This window comes from Larkinella knui (assembly GCF_003858645.1).
Classification (GTDB): domain Bacteria; phylum Bacteroidota; class Bacteroidia; order Cytophagales; family Spirosomataceae; genus Larkinella; species Larkinella knui.
On the sequence record NZ_RQJP01000007.1, the window covers coordinates 297,387 to 318,482 of the forward strand.

16 protein-coding genes are annotated in these 21,096 nt (G+C 51.4%); 9 read left to right on the plus strand and 7 right to left on the minus strand.

What is annotated here, in order from left to right; all coding sequences use genetic code 11:
- Positions 1-79 precede the first annotated feature (79 nt).
- Positions 80-4,300, plus strand: coding sequence for a hybrid sensor histidine kinase/response regulator (locus tag EHT87_RS29715; RefSeq protein WP_124910416.1), 4,221 nt, complete (start codon positions 80-82; stop codon positions 4,298-4,300).
- Between the two features lie 6 nt (positions 4,301-4,306).
- Here EHT87_RS29715 and EHT87_RS29720 read toward each other — a convergent pair whose 3' ends face one another.
- Positions 4,307-5,566, minus strand: a complete 1,260-nt coding sequence (locus tag EHT87_RS29720) for an asparagine synthetase B (RefSeq protein ID WP_124910417.1) — start codon at positions 5,564-5,566, stop codon at positions 4,307-4,309.
- 161 nt (positions 5,567-5,727) lie between these two features.
- On the opposite strand from EHT87_RS29720, the gene EHT87_RS29725 reads away from it, so the two are divergent.
- The 3 genes from EHT87_RS29725 to EHT87_RS29735 all read left to right on the plus strand — a co-directional run bounded on the left by EHT87_RS29725 (position 5,728) and on the right by EHT87_RS29735 (position 7,633).
- A complete protein-coding gene (locus EHT87_RS29725) occupies positions 5,728-5,952 on the plus strand; it encodes a hypothetical protein (protein WP_124910418.1) in 225 nt (74 codons plus the stop codon).
- A 101-nt stretch (positions 5,953-6,053) separates the two neighbouring features.
- Positions 6,054-7,055 carry an ankyrin repeat domain-containing protein gene (locus EHT87_RS29730; protein WP_185716382.1) on the plus strand — a complete coding sequence of 334 codons (1,002 nt, stop codon included), beginning with the start codon at positions 6,054-6,056 and terminating at the stop codon, positions 7,053-7,055.
- On the plus strand, positions 7,052-7,633 hold the full coding sequence (locus tag EHT87_RS29735) for a hypothetical protein (RefSeq protein ID WP_229321469.1): 582 nt from the start codon (positions 7,052-7,054) through the stop codon (positions 7,631-7,633). The genes EHT87_RS29730 and EHT87_RS29735 overlap by 4 nt, the downstream gene beginning before the upstream one ends.
- 365 nt (positions 7,634-7,998) lie before the next feature.
- Here the strand turns inward: EHT87_RS29735 and EHT87_RS29740 are convergent, their stop codons facing one another.
- The 3 genes from EHT87_RS29740 to EHT87_RS29750 all read right to left on the minus strand — a co-directional run bounded on the left by EHT87_RS29740 (position 7,999) and on the right by EHT87_RS29750 (position 11,620).
- The gene (locus EHT87_RS29740; RefSeq protein ID WP_124910420.1) at positions 7,999-8,235 is read right to left on the minus strand and encodes a PspC domain-containing protein; all 237 of its coding nucleotides are present in this window, start codon (positions 8,233-8,235) and stop codon (positions 7,999-8,001) included.
- A 141-nt stretch (positions 8,236-8,376) separates the two neighbouring features.
- The gene (locus EHT87_RS29745) at positions 8,377-10,530 is read right to left on the minus strand and encodes an FUSC family protein (protein ID WP_124910421.1); all 2,154 of its coding nucleotides are present in this window, start codon (positions 10,528-10,530) and stop codon (positions 8,377-8,379) included.
- Positions 10,531-11,218: 688 nt separating this feature from the next.
- The gene (locus EHT87_RS29750) at positions 11,219-11,620 is read right to left on the minus strand and encodes a hypothetical protein (protein ID WP_124910422.1); all 402 of its coding nucleotides are present in this window, start codon (positions 11,618-11,620) and stop codon (positions 11,219-11,221) included.
- 132 nt (positions 11,621-11,752) lie between these two features.
- Between EHT87_RS29750 and EHT87_RS29755 the strand changes: the two genes are divergently transcribed.
- The 3 genes from EHT87_RS29755 (at position 11,753) to EHT87_RS29765 (ending at position 15,229) form a co-directional block, all read left to right on the plus strand.
- The gene (locus EHT87_RS29755) at positions 11,753-12,778 is read left to right on the plus strand and encodes an AraC family transcriptional regulator (protein ID WP_124910423.1); all 1,026 of its coding nucleotides are present in this window, start codon (positions 11,753-11,755) and stop codon (positions 12,776-12,778) included.
- A gap of 152 nt (positions 12,779-12,930) precedes the next feature.
- Positions 12,931-14,040, plus strand: a complete 1,110-nt coding sequence (locus EHT87_RS29760; RefSeq protein ID WP_124910424.1) for an AI-2E family transporter — start codon at positions 12,931-12,933, stop codon at positions 14,038-14,040.
- A gap of 67 nt (positions 14,041-14,107) precedes the next feature.
- Positions 14,108-15,229, plus strand: coding sequence for a DmpA family aminopeptidase (locus EHT87_RS29765; RefSeq protein ID WP_124910425.1), 1,122 nt, complete (start codon positions 14,108-14,110; stop codon positions 15,227-15,229).
- Between the two features lie 14 nt (positions 15,230-15,243).
- On the opposite strand, the gene EHT87_RS29770 is transcribed toward EHT87_RS29765, so the two are convergent.
- Entirely contained in the window at positions 15,244-15,687 is a 444-nt protein-coding gene (locus tag EHT87_RS29770; RefSeq protein WP_185716383.1) for a response regulator, read from the minus strand.
- 164 nt (positions 15,688-15,851) lie between these two features.
- Complete coding sequence (locus EHT87_RS29775) at positions 15,852-16,919, minus strand: methyltransferase (protein WP_124910427.1); 1,068 nt, start codon at positions 16,917-16,919, stop codon at positions 15,852-15,854.
- Positions 16,920-17,720: 801 nt separating this feature from the next.
- On the opposite strand from EHT87_RS29775, the gene EHT87_RS31480 reads away from it, so the two are divergent.
- Positions 17,721-18,470: a T9SS type A sorting domain-containing protein gene (locus tag EHT87_RS31480; protein ID WP_185716384.1), complete on the plus strand. Its 750-nt coding sequence runs from the start codon at positions 17,721-17,723 to the stop codon at positions 18,468-18,470.
- A 95-nt stretch (positions 18,471-18,565) separates the two neighbouring features.
- Here EHT87_RS31480 and EHT87_RS29785 read toward each other — a convergent pair whose 3' ends face one another.
- Positions 18,566-19,117: a DUF4833 domain-containing protein gene (locus EHT87_RS29785; RefSeq protein ID WP_124910429.1), complete on the minus strand. Its 552-nt coding sequence runs from the start codon at positions 19,115-19,117 to the stop codon at positions 18,566-18,568.
- 154 nt (positions 19,118-19,271) lie between these two features.
- On the opposite strand from EHT87_RS29785, the gene gldG reads away from it, so the two are divergent.
- Positions 19,272-20,927, plus strand: a complete 1,656-nt coding sequence (gene gldG / locus EHT87_RS29790) for a gliding motility-associated ABC transporter substrate-binding protein GldG (protein ID WP_124910430.1) — start codon at positions 19,272-19,274, stop codon at positions 20,925-20,927.
- Positions 20,928-21,096: the final 169 nt, after the last annotated feature.

Sequence of the window (21,096 nt, forward strand, 5' to 3'; positions counted from 1 at the left end):
GGAATATTATAATTGCCAGACAATTTTATAATTTATTTAGAAGTAGTTAGTTGAAAAATAATAACTCAACGGGCTTAGTATGAAATCAATATGCGCTGTTCTATTGCTATTCCTATCACTGGTTCAGCCATTTAACGCCCAATCAACTCCTATACGGTTTAAACACATTACCACAAACGAAGGTCTTTCGCAGAACAACGTAACCTGTATTTTGCAGGACAAACGGGGTTTTATGTGGTTTGGCACGCAGGATGGTTTAAACCGGTTCGATGGGTATACGTTTACCGTCTATCGAAATGATCCGAAAAATCCGGCCAGCCTGAGCCATAATGTAGTCCGCGCCCTGTATGAAGACCGGAAAGGGCGCTTGTGGGTGGGCACTCAGGACGGCGGTTTGAGTTTATTTAACCCGGAAGCCGATAATTTCGTCAATTTCCAGCGCACGCCCGACAATCTGAACAGCCTCAGTCATAATCAGGTGATGGCCATTACGGAAGACCGCCAGGGCATGTTGTGGGTGGGTACCTACGGGGGCGGGCTCAACCGCTTCGATCCTACCATCAATGCCTTCACGCATTTTACCCATAATCCGGCCCTGCCGCAGAGCCTGAGTAACGATTTTATTTATGCTGTTTTAGCCGATACAAAAGGCCGGATCTGGGCAGCAACCGGTGGGGGTGGCCTCGATCAGTTCGATGTGGCTTCCCAGACGTTCCGGCATTTTGCCAACAACCCTGCCGACAAAACCTCGTTGAGCAACAACAATCTGACGGCCCTCCGCGAAGACTCACAGAAGCGGATCTGGATTGGCACCGAAGGGGGCGGACTAAACCTGTTGAATGCGGATCAGAAGACGTTTACCCGTTTTCAGAACCGGGCATCCGACGCCAATTCCATCAGCCACGATGACGTAATTTCACTGGAAGAAGATAACGTTGGCAATTTGTGGGTGGGCACCCGCAACGGAGGAATCAGCGTCATAAGCAAAGACCTTACCAAAATTTCCCGGTTTCTTTACAGTGAAACCGATGCCGAAGGACTGAACAACGGCTCGATTTATGCCATTTGCCGCGATCGAAAAGGGGATATGTGGGTCGGAACCTACAGCGGTGGAATCAACTTTTACGACCGTGAACCCCGCAAATTCGAACTCTACCAGAATGAACGGTATGATCCCAACAGTTTGAGTAACAACAACGTATTGTCCGTTCTGGAAGATGCCGAGGGCGATCTGTGGATGGGTACGGACGGCGGAGGATTGAACCGACTTCAGCGGTCGACCAATCGGTTTTCCCGGTTTAAGCACAACGACGCCAATCCGGGCAGTATTGGCAGCGATTTTGTCATGTGCGTTTACGAGGATCGTGATCACGCTATTTGGGCCGGTAATTACAAGGGCGGGCTTAATTTGTGGCGCAAACAGACGGGCAATTTTATCAATTTTCCCAGAAGCGACGGTCCTGATGGCATCAGTCACGAAAGTATTTGCGCGATCACGGAGGACCAGGAAGGCAATCTGTGGTTAGGCACGCTCGGAGCCGGTGTGAGCCGATATAATAAAAAAACCGGGGTTTTTACGCACTTCCGCCCAAATCCGTTGATGGCCGGCACGATCAGCCATGCGGTTATTCGTTCGTTATACTGTGATCGTAGCGGCACCCTTTGGGTAGGCACCGAAGAAGGTGGCCTGAATCGGTTTAATAAGGAAGATGGCACTTTTACGGTATACCGCTACAACCGGATGACACCGGGGAGTCTGAGCAACAATTTGGTGAACAGCATCTATGGAGATTCCAACGGAACGTTGTGGGTCGGAACCGACAGCGGGCTTAACAAGTTCAACGCCAAAACGCAGGTGTTCACGACCTTCCGTCAGCAGGAAGGATTGCCCAACGATGTGATTCAGGGAATTATCGAAGACAGCCACAAAAACTTGTGGATCAGTACCAACAAAGGACTTTGCCGGTTTAATCTCCGCAGCAGAACATTCCGTAATTACGGAGTCAATGATGGTTTGCAGGGCAATTCGTTCAACCGAAGGGCGGTATTCAAGGGGAAGCGGGGTGAAATTTTCTTTGGTGGAACCAACGGTCTGAACGCCTTTTACCCCGATAGTTTGCGGAATAATCTTTCGATTCCGCCGGTTTTTATCACCGATTTTCAGCTTTTCAATCAACCCGTGGCCATCGGTAAACCCGATTCTCCGCTGCTGAAAAGCATCGTTGAAACAACCGAAATCACGCTGGCGTACTGGCAGTCGATGTTTTCATTGACGTTTGCCGCTTTAAATTATAGCCTGCCCGAAAAAAACCAGTATGCCTATAAGCTGGAAGGGTTTGACAAAAACTGGAATTATGTGGGTAACAACCGGGTGGCCACGTATACCAATCTGGACCCTGGCGAATACATTTTCCGGGTAAAAGCGTCTAACAACGATGGCGTCTGGAACGAGCAGGGGACCTCACTGCGGATTATCATCACGCCACCTTACTGGCAAACCTGGTGGTTTCGGATTGGGCTGGTGCTCCTGGTGCTCCTGGCTGCGTATGCGTTCTACCGGTATCGGGTGAAGGCCATTGAAGCCCAGAAAAATGATCTGGAAAAAGTGGTGGGCGAACGAACCGCCGAGGTGCTGTATCAATCCGAGGAACTCCAGAGCCAATCCGAACATTTACAGGCGCTTGTCGAGGAAATCCACGAACAACGGGTTCAGGAAAAACTGGCCCGGGAGGAAGCCGAAAAAGCCAATCAGGCCAAAAGCGTCTTTCTGGCCACGATGAGCCACGAAATCCGGACGCCCATGAACGGTGTGCTGGGCATGACGTATCTGCTGCAGGAAACCGAACTTTCGGAAGAACAACACGAATACGTCGATACCATTCACCAGTGCGGCACCAACCTGCTGGGCGTTATCAACGATATTCTCGATTTTTCCAAGATCGAATCCGGCAGTCTCGAACTGGAATTACAGGATGTCGATTTGCGGCATTGTGTGGAAGATGTCCTCGATCTGTTTGCCGGAAAAGCCGCCGAACTGGAGCTTGATCTGGTGTATGAAATCGAGCATCAGGTGCCAACTCAGGTCATTGGCGACAGCCTCCGCCTGCGCCAGATTCTGATCAACCTTGTTGGTAATGCCATCAAATTTACCGAACGGGGCGAAGTTTTTGTCAGCATTGGAATGCAACGGCGCATCGATGATCAGGAACTGGAACTGATTTTTCGGGTTCGGGATACCGGTATTGGAATTCCCGAAGACAAACTTCAGCGGCTTTTCAAAGCCTTCTCGCAGGTCGATTCGTCCATGACCCGGCGGTATGGCGGTACGGGCCTGGGGCTGGCCATCAGCGAGCGGTTGGTCAAACTGATGGGGGGAGCCATTTGGGTCGATAGCCGGGTCGGATTGGGAACGACGTTTGCGTTTACCATACAATGCCAGATCAGTCAGCAGGTTCAGCGGCAATATATTTTCTTCAATACCGGCGAGAACGACGGCAAGCGGGTGTTGCTTGTCGATGACAACCCTACCAATCTGACTATTCTGAAAGCGCACCTCGAACAGTGGAAGCTCGTGGTGGTGGCGGCTTCTTCGGGCAAGCAGGCGCTGGCGATCATGACGCAGGAGCCTGCCTTTCAACTGGTTATCACCGATATGCAGATGCCGGAAATGAACGGCGTCCAACTGGCGCGGGCCATCCGCGGGCGGAATCTGCACCTGCCGATTATTTTGCTGAGCTCCATCGGTGAAGAAAGCCGCAAGTCGTATCCGGAGCTTTTCTCGTCGGTGTTGACCAAACCCGTCAAGCAGCAGCAGCTTTTCGATGTCGTGCAAAAACAGCTGAAGCAGTCGCCGGAGCCGCCGGTGGTTTCGGCCAAAGCCGCACACCGGGTGTTGTCAGACCATTTTTCCGTAGAATATCCGTTGCAGATTTTAGTGGCGGAAGATTACCCGGCCAATCAGAAACTGGCACTCAATATTCTGGGCAAACTGGGGTATCAGGCCCATTTGGCCCAAAACGGCAGCGAAGTGGTGGATCTGGTGCAGCGCCGGTTTTACGAAGTCATACTGATGGATGTGCAAATGCCCGAAATGAACGGGCTGGAAGCCACGATCTGGATTCGCCAGCAGCCCGGCCCCCAGCCGACCATCATTGCCATGACCGCCAACGCGATGGCCGACGACCGGGAAGAATGCCTGCGCGCCGGAATGGATGATTACATTGCCAAACCGATCGTGATCGAAGAGTTGAAGAATGCGCTGCAGCAGGCTTCAATTTTACGGCAGACGCAATTACCCTGACCGACACTACGTTTTCCGTTTCTTCTTTTTAGCCGAAGGGAACAGTACGTTGTTGAGAATCAGGCGATAGCCGGGCGAGTTGGGATGCAAGTTCAGGTCGGTTGCCATTTTCCAGCCCCCGCCCCGCGTCGATTCGGGGTCGTGGCCCCCGTAAAACGTCCATTGCCCGATGCCGCACTCGCCGTAGATATACCGGTCGGACGAAGGGCTGGTTCCCATCACCAGCACATTTGGTTTCACGGTGCTTTTGCGGAACGCCGTGGTCTGGCCGTGGAATTCCTTGATGTTCGATTCGTGGTTTTGAACGAGCATGGCGGGAATCATGTCCCATTTGGCCGAGAAATTAAACAGGCTGAAATACCCCGAGGGCTGATCCCAGCCGCCACCGAAACGGCCCGCTGAGCTGTTGATGTCGGAAAAAGCCATGCCGCCGTAGCCGTTGTCGAGTTCCAGGGTGAAGTTCTGAAATGCCACGGTTTTGCTGAAATCCAACTTTGACTGCGCATTGGGATCGACGCCGTCGCCGTCGTAGGTGCTGCCCACAATATCGACGCCCTCGGCTGCCAGTGCAATATCAAAGGTTTCGGCCCCGGAACACATGGCGAACAGATACCCTCCGCCGGCGCAGAAATCACGGATTTTCTTGGCAACGGCCAGCTTCATCTGGGAAACTTTCGGGTAATTGAATTTTTTGGCAATATCTTCCTGCGCCTTTATATCTTCCGTCGACATCCGGCGCGTATTGCGACCATATTGGCCGGTAAAGTCTTCGTGGTGCAGGTGAATCCAGTCGTATTTTACGAGATCACCCTTCAAAATTTCTTCGTCATACACCACTTCAAACGGTATTTCGGCGTATTTGAGAACGAGCAAAACCGCATCCGTATTTTCGAATTCCGACGGGCTGACCTTGATCGGCGAATACACCACAATTTTGGCCGCTGTCACGAGCTTAACCGAAGCCATGTTCAGATCGGGATTAGCAATCTGCTGTTGAATTCCGTTGGCGTCGGCATCCGATATGATCTCGAAGGAAATGCCCCGAACCCGGCATTCCGTCTCAACGGTCGGGCTGTGTTTAATCATGAAACTGCCGCCCCGGTAGTTCAGCAACCAGTCCACTTCCAGTCCGGCTTTCAAAACGAAATAGGCAATACCGTATGATTTCAGGTGATTTTTCTGGCGGTCGTCCATCGGAATCAGGATGGAATTGGCGCGGCTGGCGATCGAAAAAATAACCAGCAGGAGCGTGAGATATCGTTTCATAACGGAATGCTATTCTATGAAAATAGTAAACACAAAAAACCTCCTGTATTTCAGTTACCTAAGTTACTTTAAGTTTATTCAAAAACGGTGGCATCCCTGAAATTTTATGGAGGAAATCTATTGAATGAAACCCTCCGCATCCGGCACGCCTTGGGCCCGGAATGGCACATAGTGGCCAAACCCTGCCTGGTATTCATTACCGATGGGACAATTGCCAGCTCCTGCTGGAACACGGTGCCGACCCCGGTTATCGTACACCAGCCGGAGAAGACCTGAAAACCGGTATGGATCAACTCGAGCAATCGTATGCGGACATGAGGAAAACACCGGCCGACTATGCGGTTTTTAAAAAACGATTGCGCGCAAAGTCCGGTAAAAAGCCATGATGGGCCGGACGTTGTTGGCCCTGAATGGTACTTATTAAGCCAACCCAACTCAGTGTTGATTTTCGATGGCTTTCGGCGGTGGTTCTGCGCACCTTTGGCCTATGAAAATCATTACCATCACCAACTGGATTTTTATCGGCCTGTACGGCCTGTTGGTCCTCTACACCCTGCTTGGTGTAAACCGTCCCGGCAACGATGCGGCCGGTCGGGGCATGGAATCGGGCCTGGCGGTTTTTGCCACGCTCGTGCTGGCCGGACTCATTGTGCTCACCATTTTACCCTACCGGTTCTCGAAAATTACCGCTCTGATCGTGCTGGCGTTACCCGCCATTTTTGGCCTGTTCAATGCAATTAGTAATTACGCTGAATTACAAAAACAGAATCGGGCTGAGGCCGAGCGGGAAAATGGCTCTTTTTATTTTCCGGACGTTGAACGGCAGCAAATTGCGGCCGCCATTGCCGCCGGTGATGTGGAACAACTCAAAACACGCTTGCAAAAACCGCTGCGGCAGATTGATCAGTGCGGCTATGAATCCATGACCCTGCTCGATTTTGCGGCCATTACCACGGCGAAGAGTGAAAACCCCCAACGAATTATGCTCTGTATGGAACTCCTGATGGAACATGGCGCTACCATGCAAGGCCCGGACTCCATGCACGCACCCACGCCGTTTCAAATTTGTGAAATAGGCTCTGCGGCCCTGTTGGAGTGGTTTTTAACCAAAGGCGCCGACCCCAATGCGAGGCCCCACGATGGCAGCCCACTTATTTTTAAGGTGATGGATCTGGATGTTGAGCGGCTGGAAAAAGTAACGGTTTTGCTCGATCACGGTGCCGACCCGAACGCGCCCGCCGGTAGCCATGAATACACGATCAAACCGCTTACGTCGCCCCTAATGTATGCCGCACAACGCCAGTCGTGGGACATTTGCCAGCTTCTGCTGGAACGCGGTGCCGACCCGAATTACCGTACCCCACAAGGCGATAATCTGAAAACCGTTCTAAACAACTTTGAGGAACCGTATGCGGATAAAGAAAGTCTGCCGGCAGATTATCAGGCTTTTAAAAAATTTCTGAACACTAAACTCACCAAAAAGTCATGATGAAAGGAGTCGTTCTGGGCATCCTTGTAGCACTGGCATTTGCCGGTTACCGGGTAGAAACCATCAATCAAGAAGCTGATACTAAACTTATTGCCGTTTCCGGCCTTGGCAAAGATTCCGTCCCGGCTGCGCGGGCGGTAGTAAATCTGCTCACCTGGTATAAAAACCACATCGACTCGGCCAGCCGCATTATTCTGGTGAATCAAAAACCGGGTAAGCCCTATTCGGTGAACTTTAAAAACGGCGAGAAATACCTGGCTTACCTCCGGAGCAGTCACCTGCTGACGGACACCTACCTGAATGAATGGCGAATTTATTTTCGGGAACGGCAGCAGGGATTTCAGTTAACGCACCAAAACGAAGGCCCGCCCACGGGGTTTGAATACGATCTGGTACTGCTCAGTCAGGATGTGGATGTGCAATTGGACTCCTTGAAAAAACTGAAAATCACTAAAGTGACGGTGCAGAAAGACCGCGCCAGCGTGGAGTTCGACCTGCTGGCTTCGTATGAATGCAGGCTAATACGCAAAAACGGCGTCTGGCTGATCAACGAGATTTTGAATTTGAGTGCGGAGTAAAGGAAAACGGAAGTTGTGTATTTAGCCTTCAATCCTTTTCACCCAATTTTACAAGGGTTTTGGCAGTATCTCACTTACCCCGGCGGGGTGTTCTGTTAATAGCCAGGCTGGGCTAAATTGCTAACCTCAAGCCCCGGTAGGGGCGTTCTGACTCTTGGCCTTATTAGGACGCCCCTGCCGGGGCTTGGGATGCGGGGCATACGGGGTTTTCCTATTGACAGCAAACCCCTCCGGGGTAATTTTCCGACGTGGTTAATCTGGATCAAAAGGTCGTCTTTAGACCTGAGCGACGTTTTGAAATGATTGGGAGGAAAACAAAAAAGCGGACCGTCGATGTCCGCTTTTTTTATGTTCAGAAGTACGGGTTAGCGGGATTGGTGCTCCGGATTTGGGCGTGCCTCGAAATAACGTTCGCCTTTTGGCATTACGATCCACAACACGATGTAGATCAAAACGATGGGTACGGGTTTCGGTATGAAGAAAATCAACACGAAGAGAATGCGTACTAAAACTTTATCAATTCCGAAATAATCGGCGAGTCCGGCGGCAACACCACCTAACATGGATTCGGAAGGAATGCGGTGCAACTGTTTCGTTGTCATGGTCTTATTAGTTTGGTTGTTTACTTTTTCTGGTTCTTTTGTTGTTACTGTTGATCCAAAGGTACTATGCAATGCCAAGTAGCAAAAGAACTTTCTTACCAACGGATTCGGGACTATATGGCAGGTGAAAAACCGGGATGTTCAGGTTAAAATCGCATCGGTGAGTTTACCAATGTCGTGGCTTACTTTTTGAATAAAATCCAGTTGTTCTTTCAGGGAGCGGTCTTCCGTTACGACGGGTTCCGGTTTTTCGGACGGGCTTGATTCGGGAGCAGAAGCCTCTAAAACGGGTTTGGCCGACTCCGTGTCAAGTTTTTTCAAGCTCTCGTTCAGAACCGTCAGCGACCGCTTCACGGGGCGCAGCAGGTCGGGCGGACACACAGCCGCCGGGCGTTCGGCCGTTAACCGGGCCGAGGCAATGGTGGCGATGTTGGAAGATAAAATGTGGTTCAGTACCACAAATTCATGGATTTCGCTCTTATGCCACTGCTTGCTTTGCGGCTCGGAAGTCATACGCTGGAAAGCTGCCGAGAGGTTGGCCGAGCTGACATAGACTTCCTTGCGCGCCAGTTTGTAGTCCGTCAGCGTAAGCGGTTTTCCTGAAAGACTATCGGCCAGTTTACGCAGGTAGTTGCGATTGGCATCCAGCACGTCGCGGAGAAGCCCTTTGAGTTGCTGGGATTCCCAGCGCGGAAAAAGATAGCTGGCGGCAAATGCAATGACGCACCCGATGAGCGTATCGAGCACACGTTCTTCGGCCACGTTAATACCGCCCAAGCCCAGAAACCGGAACAGAATGAGAATATAAGGCGTCATCAGAATGACCATCACGATGTAGTTGGTCCGCTGAAAGCTGTAGGCACCAATCATCAGAAAGAGCATAACCCAGAATAAACCGGTAGTATTCGGAATCAGCACCAGAATGCTCACGCCAATCAATCCGCCTACCACGGTGCCGATAATCCGCTCGTAGTTGCGTTGTTTGGTCAGACTGAAAGCCGGTTTCAGAATCAGCGAAGCGGTTAACAGAATCCAGTAGCCGTGGTGTCCATAAGCGATCAGTTTAGCCACCACAAATCCGACCAGGCAGGCCACCGTCACCCGGATCGAGTGCCGGAAGATGGAGGAACTGAGGGTCAGGCTGTTGATTACTAGTTTCGGGTCGATTTCCTGGTGAGACACGAAGCGGGAATATTCCGTAGCTTCCTTATTTTTGGGTTTTTCGCTCAAAACCGTGGGCGAATAGGTATGAATATCATTCAGCCGCTGGTTCAGGTTGCGGAGGCTGATCAGTATTTTTTTCAGCACCAGGTTGCTGCCTTCTTTGTCCTGTTTACCAATTTCATCGATCTTCGTTTTCAGTCGTTCGAGGTGCCGAATCAGGTCCGTTCGGCTTTTATAAGGCCGGTTCGACTGGATAGCCAGACCGATGTAATCCATTTCGATGGCCAATTGGCGAATCAGCCGGGAAATTTCGTCCAGAATGCCCGTGGTAGCAAACCGGTCCCGAATCAGCGCATAGTCGTAATACATCGCCACAATCTGTTCGTACAGATCCACCACGTCGCCGAACGTCAGGACCAGCAGGCGCCCCGTCCAGGTGGTTTCTTTCACGATCACCCGGGTTTTGAACAGCAATTCCCGAACGGCATCCTGTTTTTCGCTAACCACGGCCTGCTGGGCCACCAGTTTCCGGTAATCGTCCTGTAAATCGGTCCGAATGCTGTAAAACTCGGCCTTGATCATCAGGAACTTTGCGATTTCGTGGATGCATTCACCCAGGGCCTGCTGGGCCGCCCGATAGGGTCGGAGCTGCGAAAACGTCAGGCTGATGGCCATATACCACAATCCGCCCGCGCAAACCAGGGCGCCATACCGCCAGACAGCCGCCGATTCCAGTTCCCGGTCCATCATCAGAATCATCGACAATAACCCCGCGGTTCCTACGGACGTGGTCCGGTTGCCGTAGATGGCGAACATGGAAAAGAAAAAACTGAACAACGCAATTTCGACGCCCAGCAGCCAGACGTTCATGCGGATAAAACCGGTAATGAGCGATACCAGTACTACAACCAGGTTGCCGGCCAACATGCCGTTGCGCCGGTGTACGGCCGGACCCGGCGCATCGGTAATGCTGACCCACAAGGCTCCCAGCGAAATCGGCAAACCGGTTTCAAACTGTCCAAAGTGATAAAATACGACGGAGGGAATCAGAATGGCCAGCGTGATTCGCAGTCCATCCGAAAAATGTTGACCAAATAGAAAATACCGGACTTCCCGGATCTGCCTTTTCATGGTGGCAAGGTAGGGCGTATTGCCCGTGTAACCAACTCCAAAAGGGGATAATCCGGCTTGATCTTACCGAACTGCGATGGGATAGCCGGCTTTTTCTAACTGCCTGGCCCATTGGGGAGGCACAACGCAGAACCGTCTTTTGTCCAGACGGAGAATGCTGTGAAGTTCGCCGGTGCGTTTATCAATACACTGCCGACGGTAAAGCGCATCGGAAAGGCAATCGAACTGGGGAAACGTTTTCAGAAAATCTGACGATTCAGCTTGGTGTTGAGTTAACGGTAATGACATACACGCGCAGAACTTAAAAGGGTCGTTTAGTATACATGGATGAAAAGACTCTTCAAAAAGTGTTACGGTGGGGTACAGAGCGGTTGAAAAACCGGCCAAAACGGCGTAATCAAGTAGTAAAACCAGTTAATTGATCACGTTTACAAAACTACGTCAGTTGTCAAATAAATGCAACTAAGAAGAGATAAAAATATTTTTCCAATAATATGATTTTACTTATAAATAATACCGGTCGCTTACTTTTACTTATAAAAATAGATAGGTGAAGCCGAGTGGACAGGAGCTATTCGGGAAACTTCGCAAACAAAAATTTACTATTTTCAGCCTTGTTTGTCAGACAGGGGAAGGGACGGCATTAGGTAGGTCGCTATCCCATCTCTGACATAGCGACCTTTTTAAATCACGAAACCAGAACTTCATTTTTCTTTTGAGCCCCATCCCGCATGCCCACTACCTGCGCAATGGTTAAGGCTGCGACCACCGCCATGTCGATCAGCAGGACTTCCATGGCCACGGCCGACACGTTTCCAAGAAGCAGCGTTTCCAGAAAGTAACCGAAAAGCAGGATGTTCAGGCCAACGATCACCCGAATCAGGTGTCTGGACATGGCCGGTCGCAGGGCGGCATAGGTTGCCAGTCCGGCCAGCATCAGCAACTCGAGTCCAAACAGAACAGGCTGACCGCTGGCCAACTCGTTGATGAAAGCCAGTTTTCCGCGTAAAAAAAGAAAGGCAGCCGCGCCGATCTCCGCAAAAACCACATTCGCCCAAAGGGCTTTCTGAACTAATTTTGACTTTTCCATGCTTGTGTTTGGTTTGGTTCTGAGACAAAAGTAGAGCCGAAACCGCGGGTGGTGCTTACCCGAATCCGCCAATCGATTACCATTTAACGACACCTGCATCCGGACTTTCAGGATAACCAGTACCTTTAAATCATGGAAGATCCTCAGAAACGTTTAGCGCTCAGTTTGCTGGCTTATGCCGCCCAGAAAGACATTGACCCGGAGCGTTTGTGTGTATTAGCAGGCATTGATTTACAGGAGCTTACCAGCAAATCGGTCGTGCCGTTGACCCGGAAACAGGTTGGCGATCTCTGGCTGAATGCGGTTCATCTGACCAACGATCCGCTGTTTGGCCTGCATTTCGGCGAGTCGCTGCAACTGGCGGCTTTAGGTATCGTGGGCCAGCTGGTCCAGAGCTGTGCGACGGTTGGGGAAGCGTTGACCAACGCGGCTGCGGCCACGCGTTTGGTCACCGATTTATTCCAGATGGAGGTGTACCAAACCGCCCGAACGTTCACCATCCGGTTTGTTCCTGAACCCGGCTGCGAAAACGAACGGGCGTCGGTTTTTCGACAGATCATGGATCTATTCATGGTTTTTGTTCTGCACGAAGCCGACGGCCTGGTGTTGAAAAAAATCAGCCCCAAAACCGTCCGTCTTCCATACGATTTATTGAATCCGGACGAATATGAGCGGGTCCTACGTTGCAAACCCGTTAAAAAACCGGGCGAGTATGCGATGGAATTCGAAAACCGGTATTGGGACGAACCCATTTTGACGGCCAACTACGAACTGCAAAGTCTGCTGCTAAAAAAAGTGGCTGAACAACACAAGGAATTTGAGCATGCCAGAGCGCTGAAAGACCGAATCCGGAGTTTTCTGCTGGCCAACGCATACCTGGGCATTCCGTCGCTGGATCAACTGGCCGCAAATTTCAACACGAGCGCCCGCAGCCTGCAGCGCAAACTCCAGGAGGAGGGCGTTTCGTATCAGCAGGTGGCGGATTCGGTGCGCAAGTCGCTGGCGATTCACTATTTAGCGTCGGGCAGTTATCCTGTCAAAGAGATTTCGTACATCCTCGGTTACAACGAGTTGAGTGCCTTCAGCCGGGCGTTCAAACGCTGGACGGGGCGGACACCGGTGACGTATCAGGGAGGCCGTTCATCCACGTCCTTTTAAACCGCCCGGTTATCGGTTTTCGTCAACCCGGTCGGTCCCAAACAAATCCGCGTACATCCCGTTAATAGAGGGAATCGATCAGTCCGGAAGAGCAGTGGAACGAGTGAAGTGACCGGGGAAATAAAACAGTACTTACGTAAACTTTGCTTACCATGTCTTCGGTTCCTACCCCGCCGTTCTACCACCGGCTTTCGCATACGCTACTGGCTTTAGGTCTGATTATGACCGGGTTCTACCTCGGTCAGGACATCATTGTGCCCTTCGCCATGGCCGGCTTGCTGGCCGTGCTGCTGCGCCCCCTCGAAGCCTGGATGATTCGCCGGGGGATTCCAAAAGTAGTTGCCATCAGTCTGGCGCTGTTTCTGGCAGTGGCTGTTTTGGTGGGTTTGACGATGGTGATTTCCATGCAGATTGCCCACTTTGCCGATGACTGGCCCAAATTGCAAAAGAATCTCAACGATTTTTACAAAGATGCCCGGCGCTGGGTGCGGCAGGAATACAACGTCAGCTACAGCCAGCAGGATAAATACCTCAAACAGGCTCAGGCGCAAACGATGGACACCTTGCAGGGGTCCGATACGCTCGGCATTATTACGGGGCCGATTGGTACGTTACTGCTCCTGCCGATTTACATCTTTCTGCTCCTGTATTACCGGGCCATGCTCATTCAGTTCATCATCCGCTCATTCACCACTGAACATACGGAGCGTGTGCGGGAAGTGCTGGGTGAGATCCGGAGTGTAATTCAAAGTTACGTCGTGGGGCTGGTTACGGAAACGGCCTGCGTAGCGATTCTCAATTCGGTGGGTTTACTGGTTCTGGGCGTCCAATACGCGGTTTTGATGGGCGTCATTGCGGCCATTCTGAACTTGATTCCATACATCGGTGGTTTGGTTGCAACCGGCCTGGCGGTGGCCGTGACGTTTGTGAACCACCCCGAACCTTCGACCCTGCTGGGCGTTGTGGCCGTATTTCTGGTGGTTCAGTTTATCGATAACAACTTTCTGGTGCCGGTTATTATCGGTTCCAAAGTCCGGATCAATGCGCTGGTATCGATCGTCGGCGTATTACTCGGCGGGGCCCTGGCGGGTGTTTCCGGGATGTTTTTGTCGATTCCGATCATTGCCATTCTGAAAGTGATTTTTGATCGTGTTGAAGGACTGGAACCCTGGGGAATTTTGCTCGGTGATCAGACTTCCGAAGAAGACATCAATAAAATGCTGCGGTTACGCCGGCGGAAAAAGAAAGTTCCGGCCAGCTGAACGCAGGAGCGGGAAACCGGTAATTCCGAATTCTTGGAAAATACCGCTCCTCTGCCTATTTTACGGTATGAAAACCGCCTTCTGTGTCTTCCTCATCGTCCTGTTTTTCATGCCCTTTATGGTATCGGCTCAATCGACCAAACGTCCCCGCGACTACGGCATTCGCTTTGGCGTCTTACCAACCGGCGCACTCAATGCCATCACCGATGTGCCGGGGGTGCGGGTTGGCCAGGTGACGTTGCTGGAGGGCCAGCGGGTGCGAACGGGGGTGACGGCTATTCTGCCGCACGAGGGCAATCTGTTCCAGCAAAAATGTCAGGCGGCCATTTACGTCGGCAACGGTTTTGGCAAACTGGCGGGCTATACGCAGGTCGAGGAACTCGGCACGCTCGAAACGCCGATTGTGCTGACCAATACGCTGGGTGTGCCGACGGCGGCCGACGCCGTAATCGACTACACGCTGGCGCAACCGGGGAATGAGCAGGTGCGCTCGCTGAATCCGGTGGTGGGCGAAACCAACGACGGGGGTCTGAACGATATCCGTAGCCGCCCCGTCACCAAACAGCACGTTCTGGAGGCCATCCGGCAGGCCCGAACCGGGGCGGTGGAAGAAGGCAACGTGGGCGCCGGAACCGGCACGGTTTGCTTTGGTTTTAAAGGCGGTATCGGTACAGCTTCCCGAAAACTTCCGGTTTCACTGGGCGGCTATACGGTTGGGGTTCTGGTGCAAACCAACTTCGGGGGCGTTTTGCAAATTGCGGGTGTGCCGGTTGGCGTTGAACTGGGCAAATTCTCGTTTAAGGAAAAACTCGACGGTTCGTGTATGATGGTGGTGCTGACCGACGCGCCACTGGATGCCCGGAATTTGAAACGGCTGGCAAAACGGGCGTTCATGGGCCTGGCCCGAACGGGCGGTATGGCCTCCAATGGCAGCGGTGATTACGTCATTGCCGTCTCAACCGCTAACCGCATTCCGAATTCCTCAAAAAGTACGGTTGATGAAATGAAACTTCTGCGCAACGACGATGCCTCACCCTGTTTTCTGGCCGCTATTGAAGCCACCGAAGAAGCAATCATCAATTCCTTGTTTGCCGCCCGGTCGATGACGACGGCCAATGGCTATGAAGTCGGTCAATTACCGGTCGAAAAAGTAGTGGAGCTACTGAGAAAAGCAGGACAGATAAAATAATGGCCTGTCTATGTTCAAACGAGTTGAGCAATAGCCGGAAGAATATCCTGCCATCCTTCCATAGTTAATGGTTTGACAATGTAGGAGTTAGCTCCAAAGTGATAAGATTGTTCAATGTCTGACAGTTCCGCTGATGCACTGACTATAACGACGGGAATGGATCGATACCTGGCGTGCGAACGGATTTTTCGTAACAATTTCCAGCCATCACCCCGGTTGGGTAAATACAAATCAATCAGAATCATGGCGGGCATTCTGGTATTTTGAGCGTGACAGTTCCTGAGATACGCCAGTGCCTGTGAAGCCGAAGTGGCCCCAACTGGCAGCACCCCTTTGATTTGCTGCCGCAGTAAATAATGCAGGATAAGTTGATGATTGAGATTGTCTTCTACGACCAGAACACTGAATTCATTGGAATAATCAGTAGCCACCAATTGAATGTTGGAGAGGTTTTTCATACATTTTATCATATGATTTCGTTAATAAATATAATTATTCCCATAAATAGCATTATTTCACAATACTTGCTAATGATGACCTTAATTATTTATAAACAAAAAGCCCGCAACCCCGCCAGCGCGGAATTACGGGCTTTTTACGCCTGATTGGACCTGGAAACAGGCTATAAGTAGGAGGTAGATTCTTTTCGGGCCCAGATCAAACCGTAATCCATCTGGGTTGGAATGTTGTCATGGGTTGGCTTTAATCCGGCTTCTGAAAACCACGTGCGGTATTCTTTGCGGCTGTAGCAGCGGCCTTTGGTGCCCCAGAACAATTGGGCGGAGTAGTCGGTAACGGCCAGCGGGCCATCCATTGCATCGTTCAGAAACGCATCATGAACCCACAATTCCCCGCCGGGGCGAATGGCAGCCGCAAACCGGTTGGCCAGTACCTGACAGGTTTCGGTCGGCCAGTCGTGGAAAAGGCTGGCAGCGAGCAGAATATCGGTTTGCGGTAAATCATCCGTCAGCATGTCGCCGGGCTGAAAGTTCACCCGTTCTTTGATGGTTTCGGTCCCCGGACGACCACTTTTTGCGAAGGTTTCGAGCAACTCAGCGGCCACCGCCAACACGGCCGGGCGGTCCAGAATCGTTGCCGTTGCCGCCGGATTGACCAGCAGCCATTCGTACGTATAAAAACCGGTGCCACCCGCCACATCCAGCAGATGACCGTCGCTTTTCGACACCTTTCCGGCGACAATCGGCGCGAGCTTCTGAGCGCGCCCCGCCAGGCCCAGTGTAAATAGGCGGCTCAGTTCGGCATCATCCATCGGCGACGGACCCTCGCCCTCTTTCACGTAGGAAATACCGCCCGAGACATCCAGCGGGCCGTCGTTTCGTAGCCGAACCGCCATTTCGATCGCGCCCGGATCGTTCTTTTCCAGCCCTACGTACCCGATCACATTGGGCGTCTGCGCCTGCGTTAAAAACCGGCCCAGTTCCGTGACCTGAAGCGCACCGGTTTCCGTGTAGTCCAGCAGTTCCATTGCACAAAGCGCCGGGAAAAGGACGTTGGCCGGGCGTTCTTTCAGCCCAATCCGGTTGCGGAGTTCGGTAAGCGAAAGCGGGCCGTTACTGAGTTCTTCAAAAACCGCCAGATGCTGAACGGCGGCAATCAGCAACCGGGAGCCAAACATGGCGCGCAAGTGTCGGGTAATGAGAGCGGGGTCGGGTTGAGACGTTTGTTGCATTACTTAAAATGATTTTTTTGATCGTGACCGCAAAGATAAGCGGCTAATATCTAAACTGGTTTTGACCGCAACCAGTCTTCATTTCTCCTGATTCATTTCCGATTTATAGCCTGCCTGAGTGAAATGATATTTTCAACATTCGTAAAAAATGCCTAATTTTGACGCTTAACTCTCTGTCTAACAATAATTTCTATGAATTTTTCTTTTATTGGACTCTCTGTTCGCTTGAGTAAGGCTTTTTGTCGGTCGTTGTCTAGTCGCTGTTTACTCACCTTCTTATTTTTAATTGTTTCTATATCGATGTATGCACAACCATTAAGTTGTAATCAATGTACATCCGGTGACATTAAGTTTCAAAAAACCTATATCGCGGCTCCGTCTGGTGGCCCTTTATCAAATTCGTGCACACCAGGCTCATCGGTATCGGCCAACTTGTGTATTGAGTTTAACGTAGCGTCAAGTACCCGCTACGGATTTTACATGGCGATACAGTACACGATTAATTCCACGCCCTATAGCTTCACCCAGTGCTATTCGGAAACATTGGACCAGGGTCTGGTTACAAAATGCCTACCCATCACCTATACCTGCGGTAGCACTGTCACGCTGAATTCTGTGTTGATCGCGTGGGGAAATCAGCAAAGGGATTTGAATACATTTTGCCAGCCAGGCAACTTAAACTGTTCATCCCTCAACCCCAAATGTTTCAGTGATAATACCGAGTTACCGCTGGTAGAGGCTCCTTTGATCGGCAATTTTACGAACGCGGCTTCCTGTCAGGGCAGCAACCCATTTCAGACAGTGGCATTTAGTGGAACAGCAACCGGAGGCACCGGTCCTTACACCTTTGATTGGGATCTGGATGGGAATGGCACGTTCGAGATCTTAAACCAGTTAACGCCTTCATTTACCTACGCCAGTGGTACGGCCGTTAGCGTAAAAATGCGGGTAACGGATAGCAGCAACCCGGTTAATACCGACCAGCAGACGTACACACTAACTCCTGCGCCCTGTAGCGTATTGCCCGTTACCCTGAGTCGGTTTGATGCCAAAGAGAAAAACAATACGGCTCTGTTAAGCTGGGAAACCGCTCAGGAAGTGGACAACGACTATTTTCTGATTGAGTACAGCCTTGATGGCAACTCGTTTGAAGCACTCGGCCGTGTCAATGGTAACGGAACAACGGAGCAAATTCATACCTATTCATTTGTGCATACCACCCCGGCGATTGGCATCAATTATTACCGGCTTCGTCAAACCGATACGAATGGACGCTTTACAACCTCCAAGATAAAAAGCATCATCGTTCGTGCAAATGGTGAATTAGTTATCCGGCAAAATCCAGTTCGTGATGTGCTGACAATTTTGGGCTTAGAGAAAGCCGCCACGATCCAGATTGTAGATCTTAAGGGGCATGCTTTGTATCAGACAACGGCTGAAACCGGTCAGTTGAAAGTACCTATCCCGTCATCCTGGGCCAATGGACTTTATCTGGTACGGGTAATGGATCACTACGGCCGTCAAACCTTCCGGTTTATAGTGGAGAAATAAATCAGCGGCATGCGCTAAAGAAGTAAGAATGTAAAGCCCGAGCCTAAAGGCGGGTTTTACATTCTGGCAAAAGCGGTTATACCCGCCGTTCGGATCTACACCAGCATCCGTTCATACACCGGTATTCCGGCCACCGGATCGATGCCAAACAGTTCGACGTATAGTACTTTCGGAATCAGGCCGGAACCCGGTTCCAGCTGGACAAAGACTTTTTGTAAACACGCTTTTCGTCCGTTAATTAGCGTCAATGCCAGCGGTTTTCCCTGTTGGACGTCGACCCAGATCGTGCGTTTTTTGAACGCATTCAGCTGAATTTCAAAGCAATTGTCGTTGCACGTTGAAGCCTTGTGTTTATAACCGTACGCCAGTTTCCACTGAATCAGCGACAGTGACTCACGCTGGCCACGTTCGGCGTAGCGAATCCAGTAGACGTTCACGGGCTCGTTTGCATCGAGCCGCCGACCGGCGGTTACATTCGCTTCGTAAATCACGGTATTGATGTCGTTACTCCGCTGAATGTAAAACAGCCGGTTGGGGGCCGATGGAGGCACCGGAAACTCGTTGGCGCTGGCCAGAACCGGGCCGAATGCGCCGGGCAGTTCCAGCAAAAATAGAAACAGGAGGGTGTGGATTTTCTTCGTGGTCATGATTCAGTAGTCTGTCGTTTACGAACCTAAGACCGCTATACCCGGTGTTACCCCTACGCCAGCGTTGAAAATTTAGCGGAGATCGGATTATACCTGCGGTCATTTTTTGTCCTACTTTCGCACAACTTAACCGCTTTCAGCGTTTTACGCAGGTATGAAGTCATTCGTGTTTCGTTTCGGCCTTGTTCTCGCCGTTCTAGTTGTTGTCAATCTGTTGTCATCGTTTTTGTTTTTTCGGATCGATCTGACGGAAGAAGGCCGCTATACGCTGTCGGAAGCCACCGAAAATCTGCTAACAAACCTCGACGACGATGTGCACGTCAACGTGTACCTGACAGGCAACCTGCCACCGGCTTTCGAGCGGCTGGAAACCAGCATTCGGGAAACGTTATCGGAGTTTCAGGCCCGTTCCGGGAAAAATCTGACGTACCGGTTTATCGACCCAACCGCTAATCCGGACGCCAAAAAAAGGGCGGAACAGCAAACGCAACTGATTCAGAAAGGACTGGCGCCGACCAATCTCAATTTTAACCGGGAAGGCAACCAGCGCACCGAACAACTGATTTTTCCGTGGGCCCTGGTGTCTTACAAAGGCCGCGAACAGCCGGTTTTGCTGCTGCGGGGCAACCGCTCCAATTCGTCGGAAGAGCAGTTGAATCAGTCGATTGAAAACGTGGAATACGAACTGGCGTCGGCTATCCGGCGGCTGACCATCAAGGAGAAAAAAGTGTTGGGCGTGGCAGTTTCCTACACCAACGTCGAACCGCTGCGGCTTTCGGATCTGCTGGCGACCCTCAATGAGTTTTACGACATCAAGCTGATCAATTTGCAGGATTCCCGCGATCTGGTGGGGCTCGATGGGCTGATTGTGCCCAAACCCGACCGTGCGTTTTCGGAAGCCGACAAATACAAAATCGACCAGTTTGTGGTGAATGGCGGCAAGGCGCTGTTTTTTGTCGATGGGCTGAAAATCGACAGCGTCGGGCGGGAGGGGACCTTCGCCCAGCCGCTCGATCTGAACCTGAACGACCTGTTTTTTCGCTGGGGCATCCGGGTCAACAACGACATTATCAAGGATTTAAGCTGCGCCATGATTCCGCTGAATGTGGGCGACATGGGCGACAAACCGAACGTTCAGATGCTGCCGTGGCGGTTTTTCCCGTTGATCAACACCTTCGGAAAGAGCCCGATTGTCCGGAATCTGGATGCGATTTACACCCGGTTTACCAGCACGCTCGACACGGTGCAGGCTGCGGGCATCGCAAAAACGCCCCTGCTGATGACCTCGCAATACACCAAAATCCTGAAAGCACCGGCCCTGGTGAGCTACAACGAAGCGCGTCAGCAACCCGATCCGCGCACCTACAATAACGGCGTAAAGATGATTGCCTGTCTGCTGGAGGGCCGGTTTCAGTCGCTCTATACCAACCGCATTCTGCCCGGCGATCCGCGGGCTGCGGCTTTCAAAGCCCAGGGCCAACCCACCAAAATTGTGGTTTGTTCCGACGGCGATCTGCTCATCAACGACATCAATTACCGGACTAACGCGCCGTATCCGCTGGGCTACGAGCGATTCTCGAAAAACACCTTTGCCAACAAGGATTTTGTGGTCAACGCCGTCAATTATCTGCTGGACGACAACGGCATCATCACCGCCCGCACCAAACAGGTGATGTTGAGACCGTTGGATAAAATCCGGCTGCGGGAAGACCGTCTGTCGTGGCAGCTTTTGAACCTTCTCGGACCGGTCGTTTTAGTGGGTTTGGTGGGCGTTATCTGGCAAATCGCCCGCCGGAGAAAGTACGCGTGAACGCGGGAATGGTTGTTTCGCAGAGTTTAGCGGAGAAATTTAGAGGTAAGCAGCGTTAATAAAAAAAAACTCCGCGGAACTCTGCTTTTCTCCGCTAAACTCTGCGAAACAACCTCTTAACTTTCGACTATTTTTCCTACTTTTGTTCTCATTGGACTTTTGGCCCCAA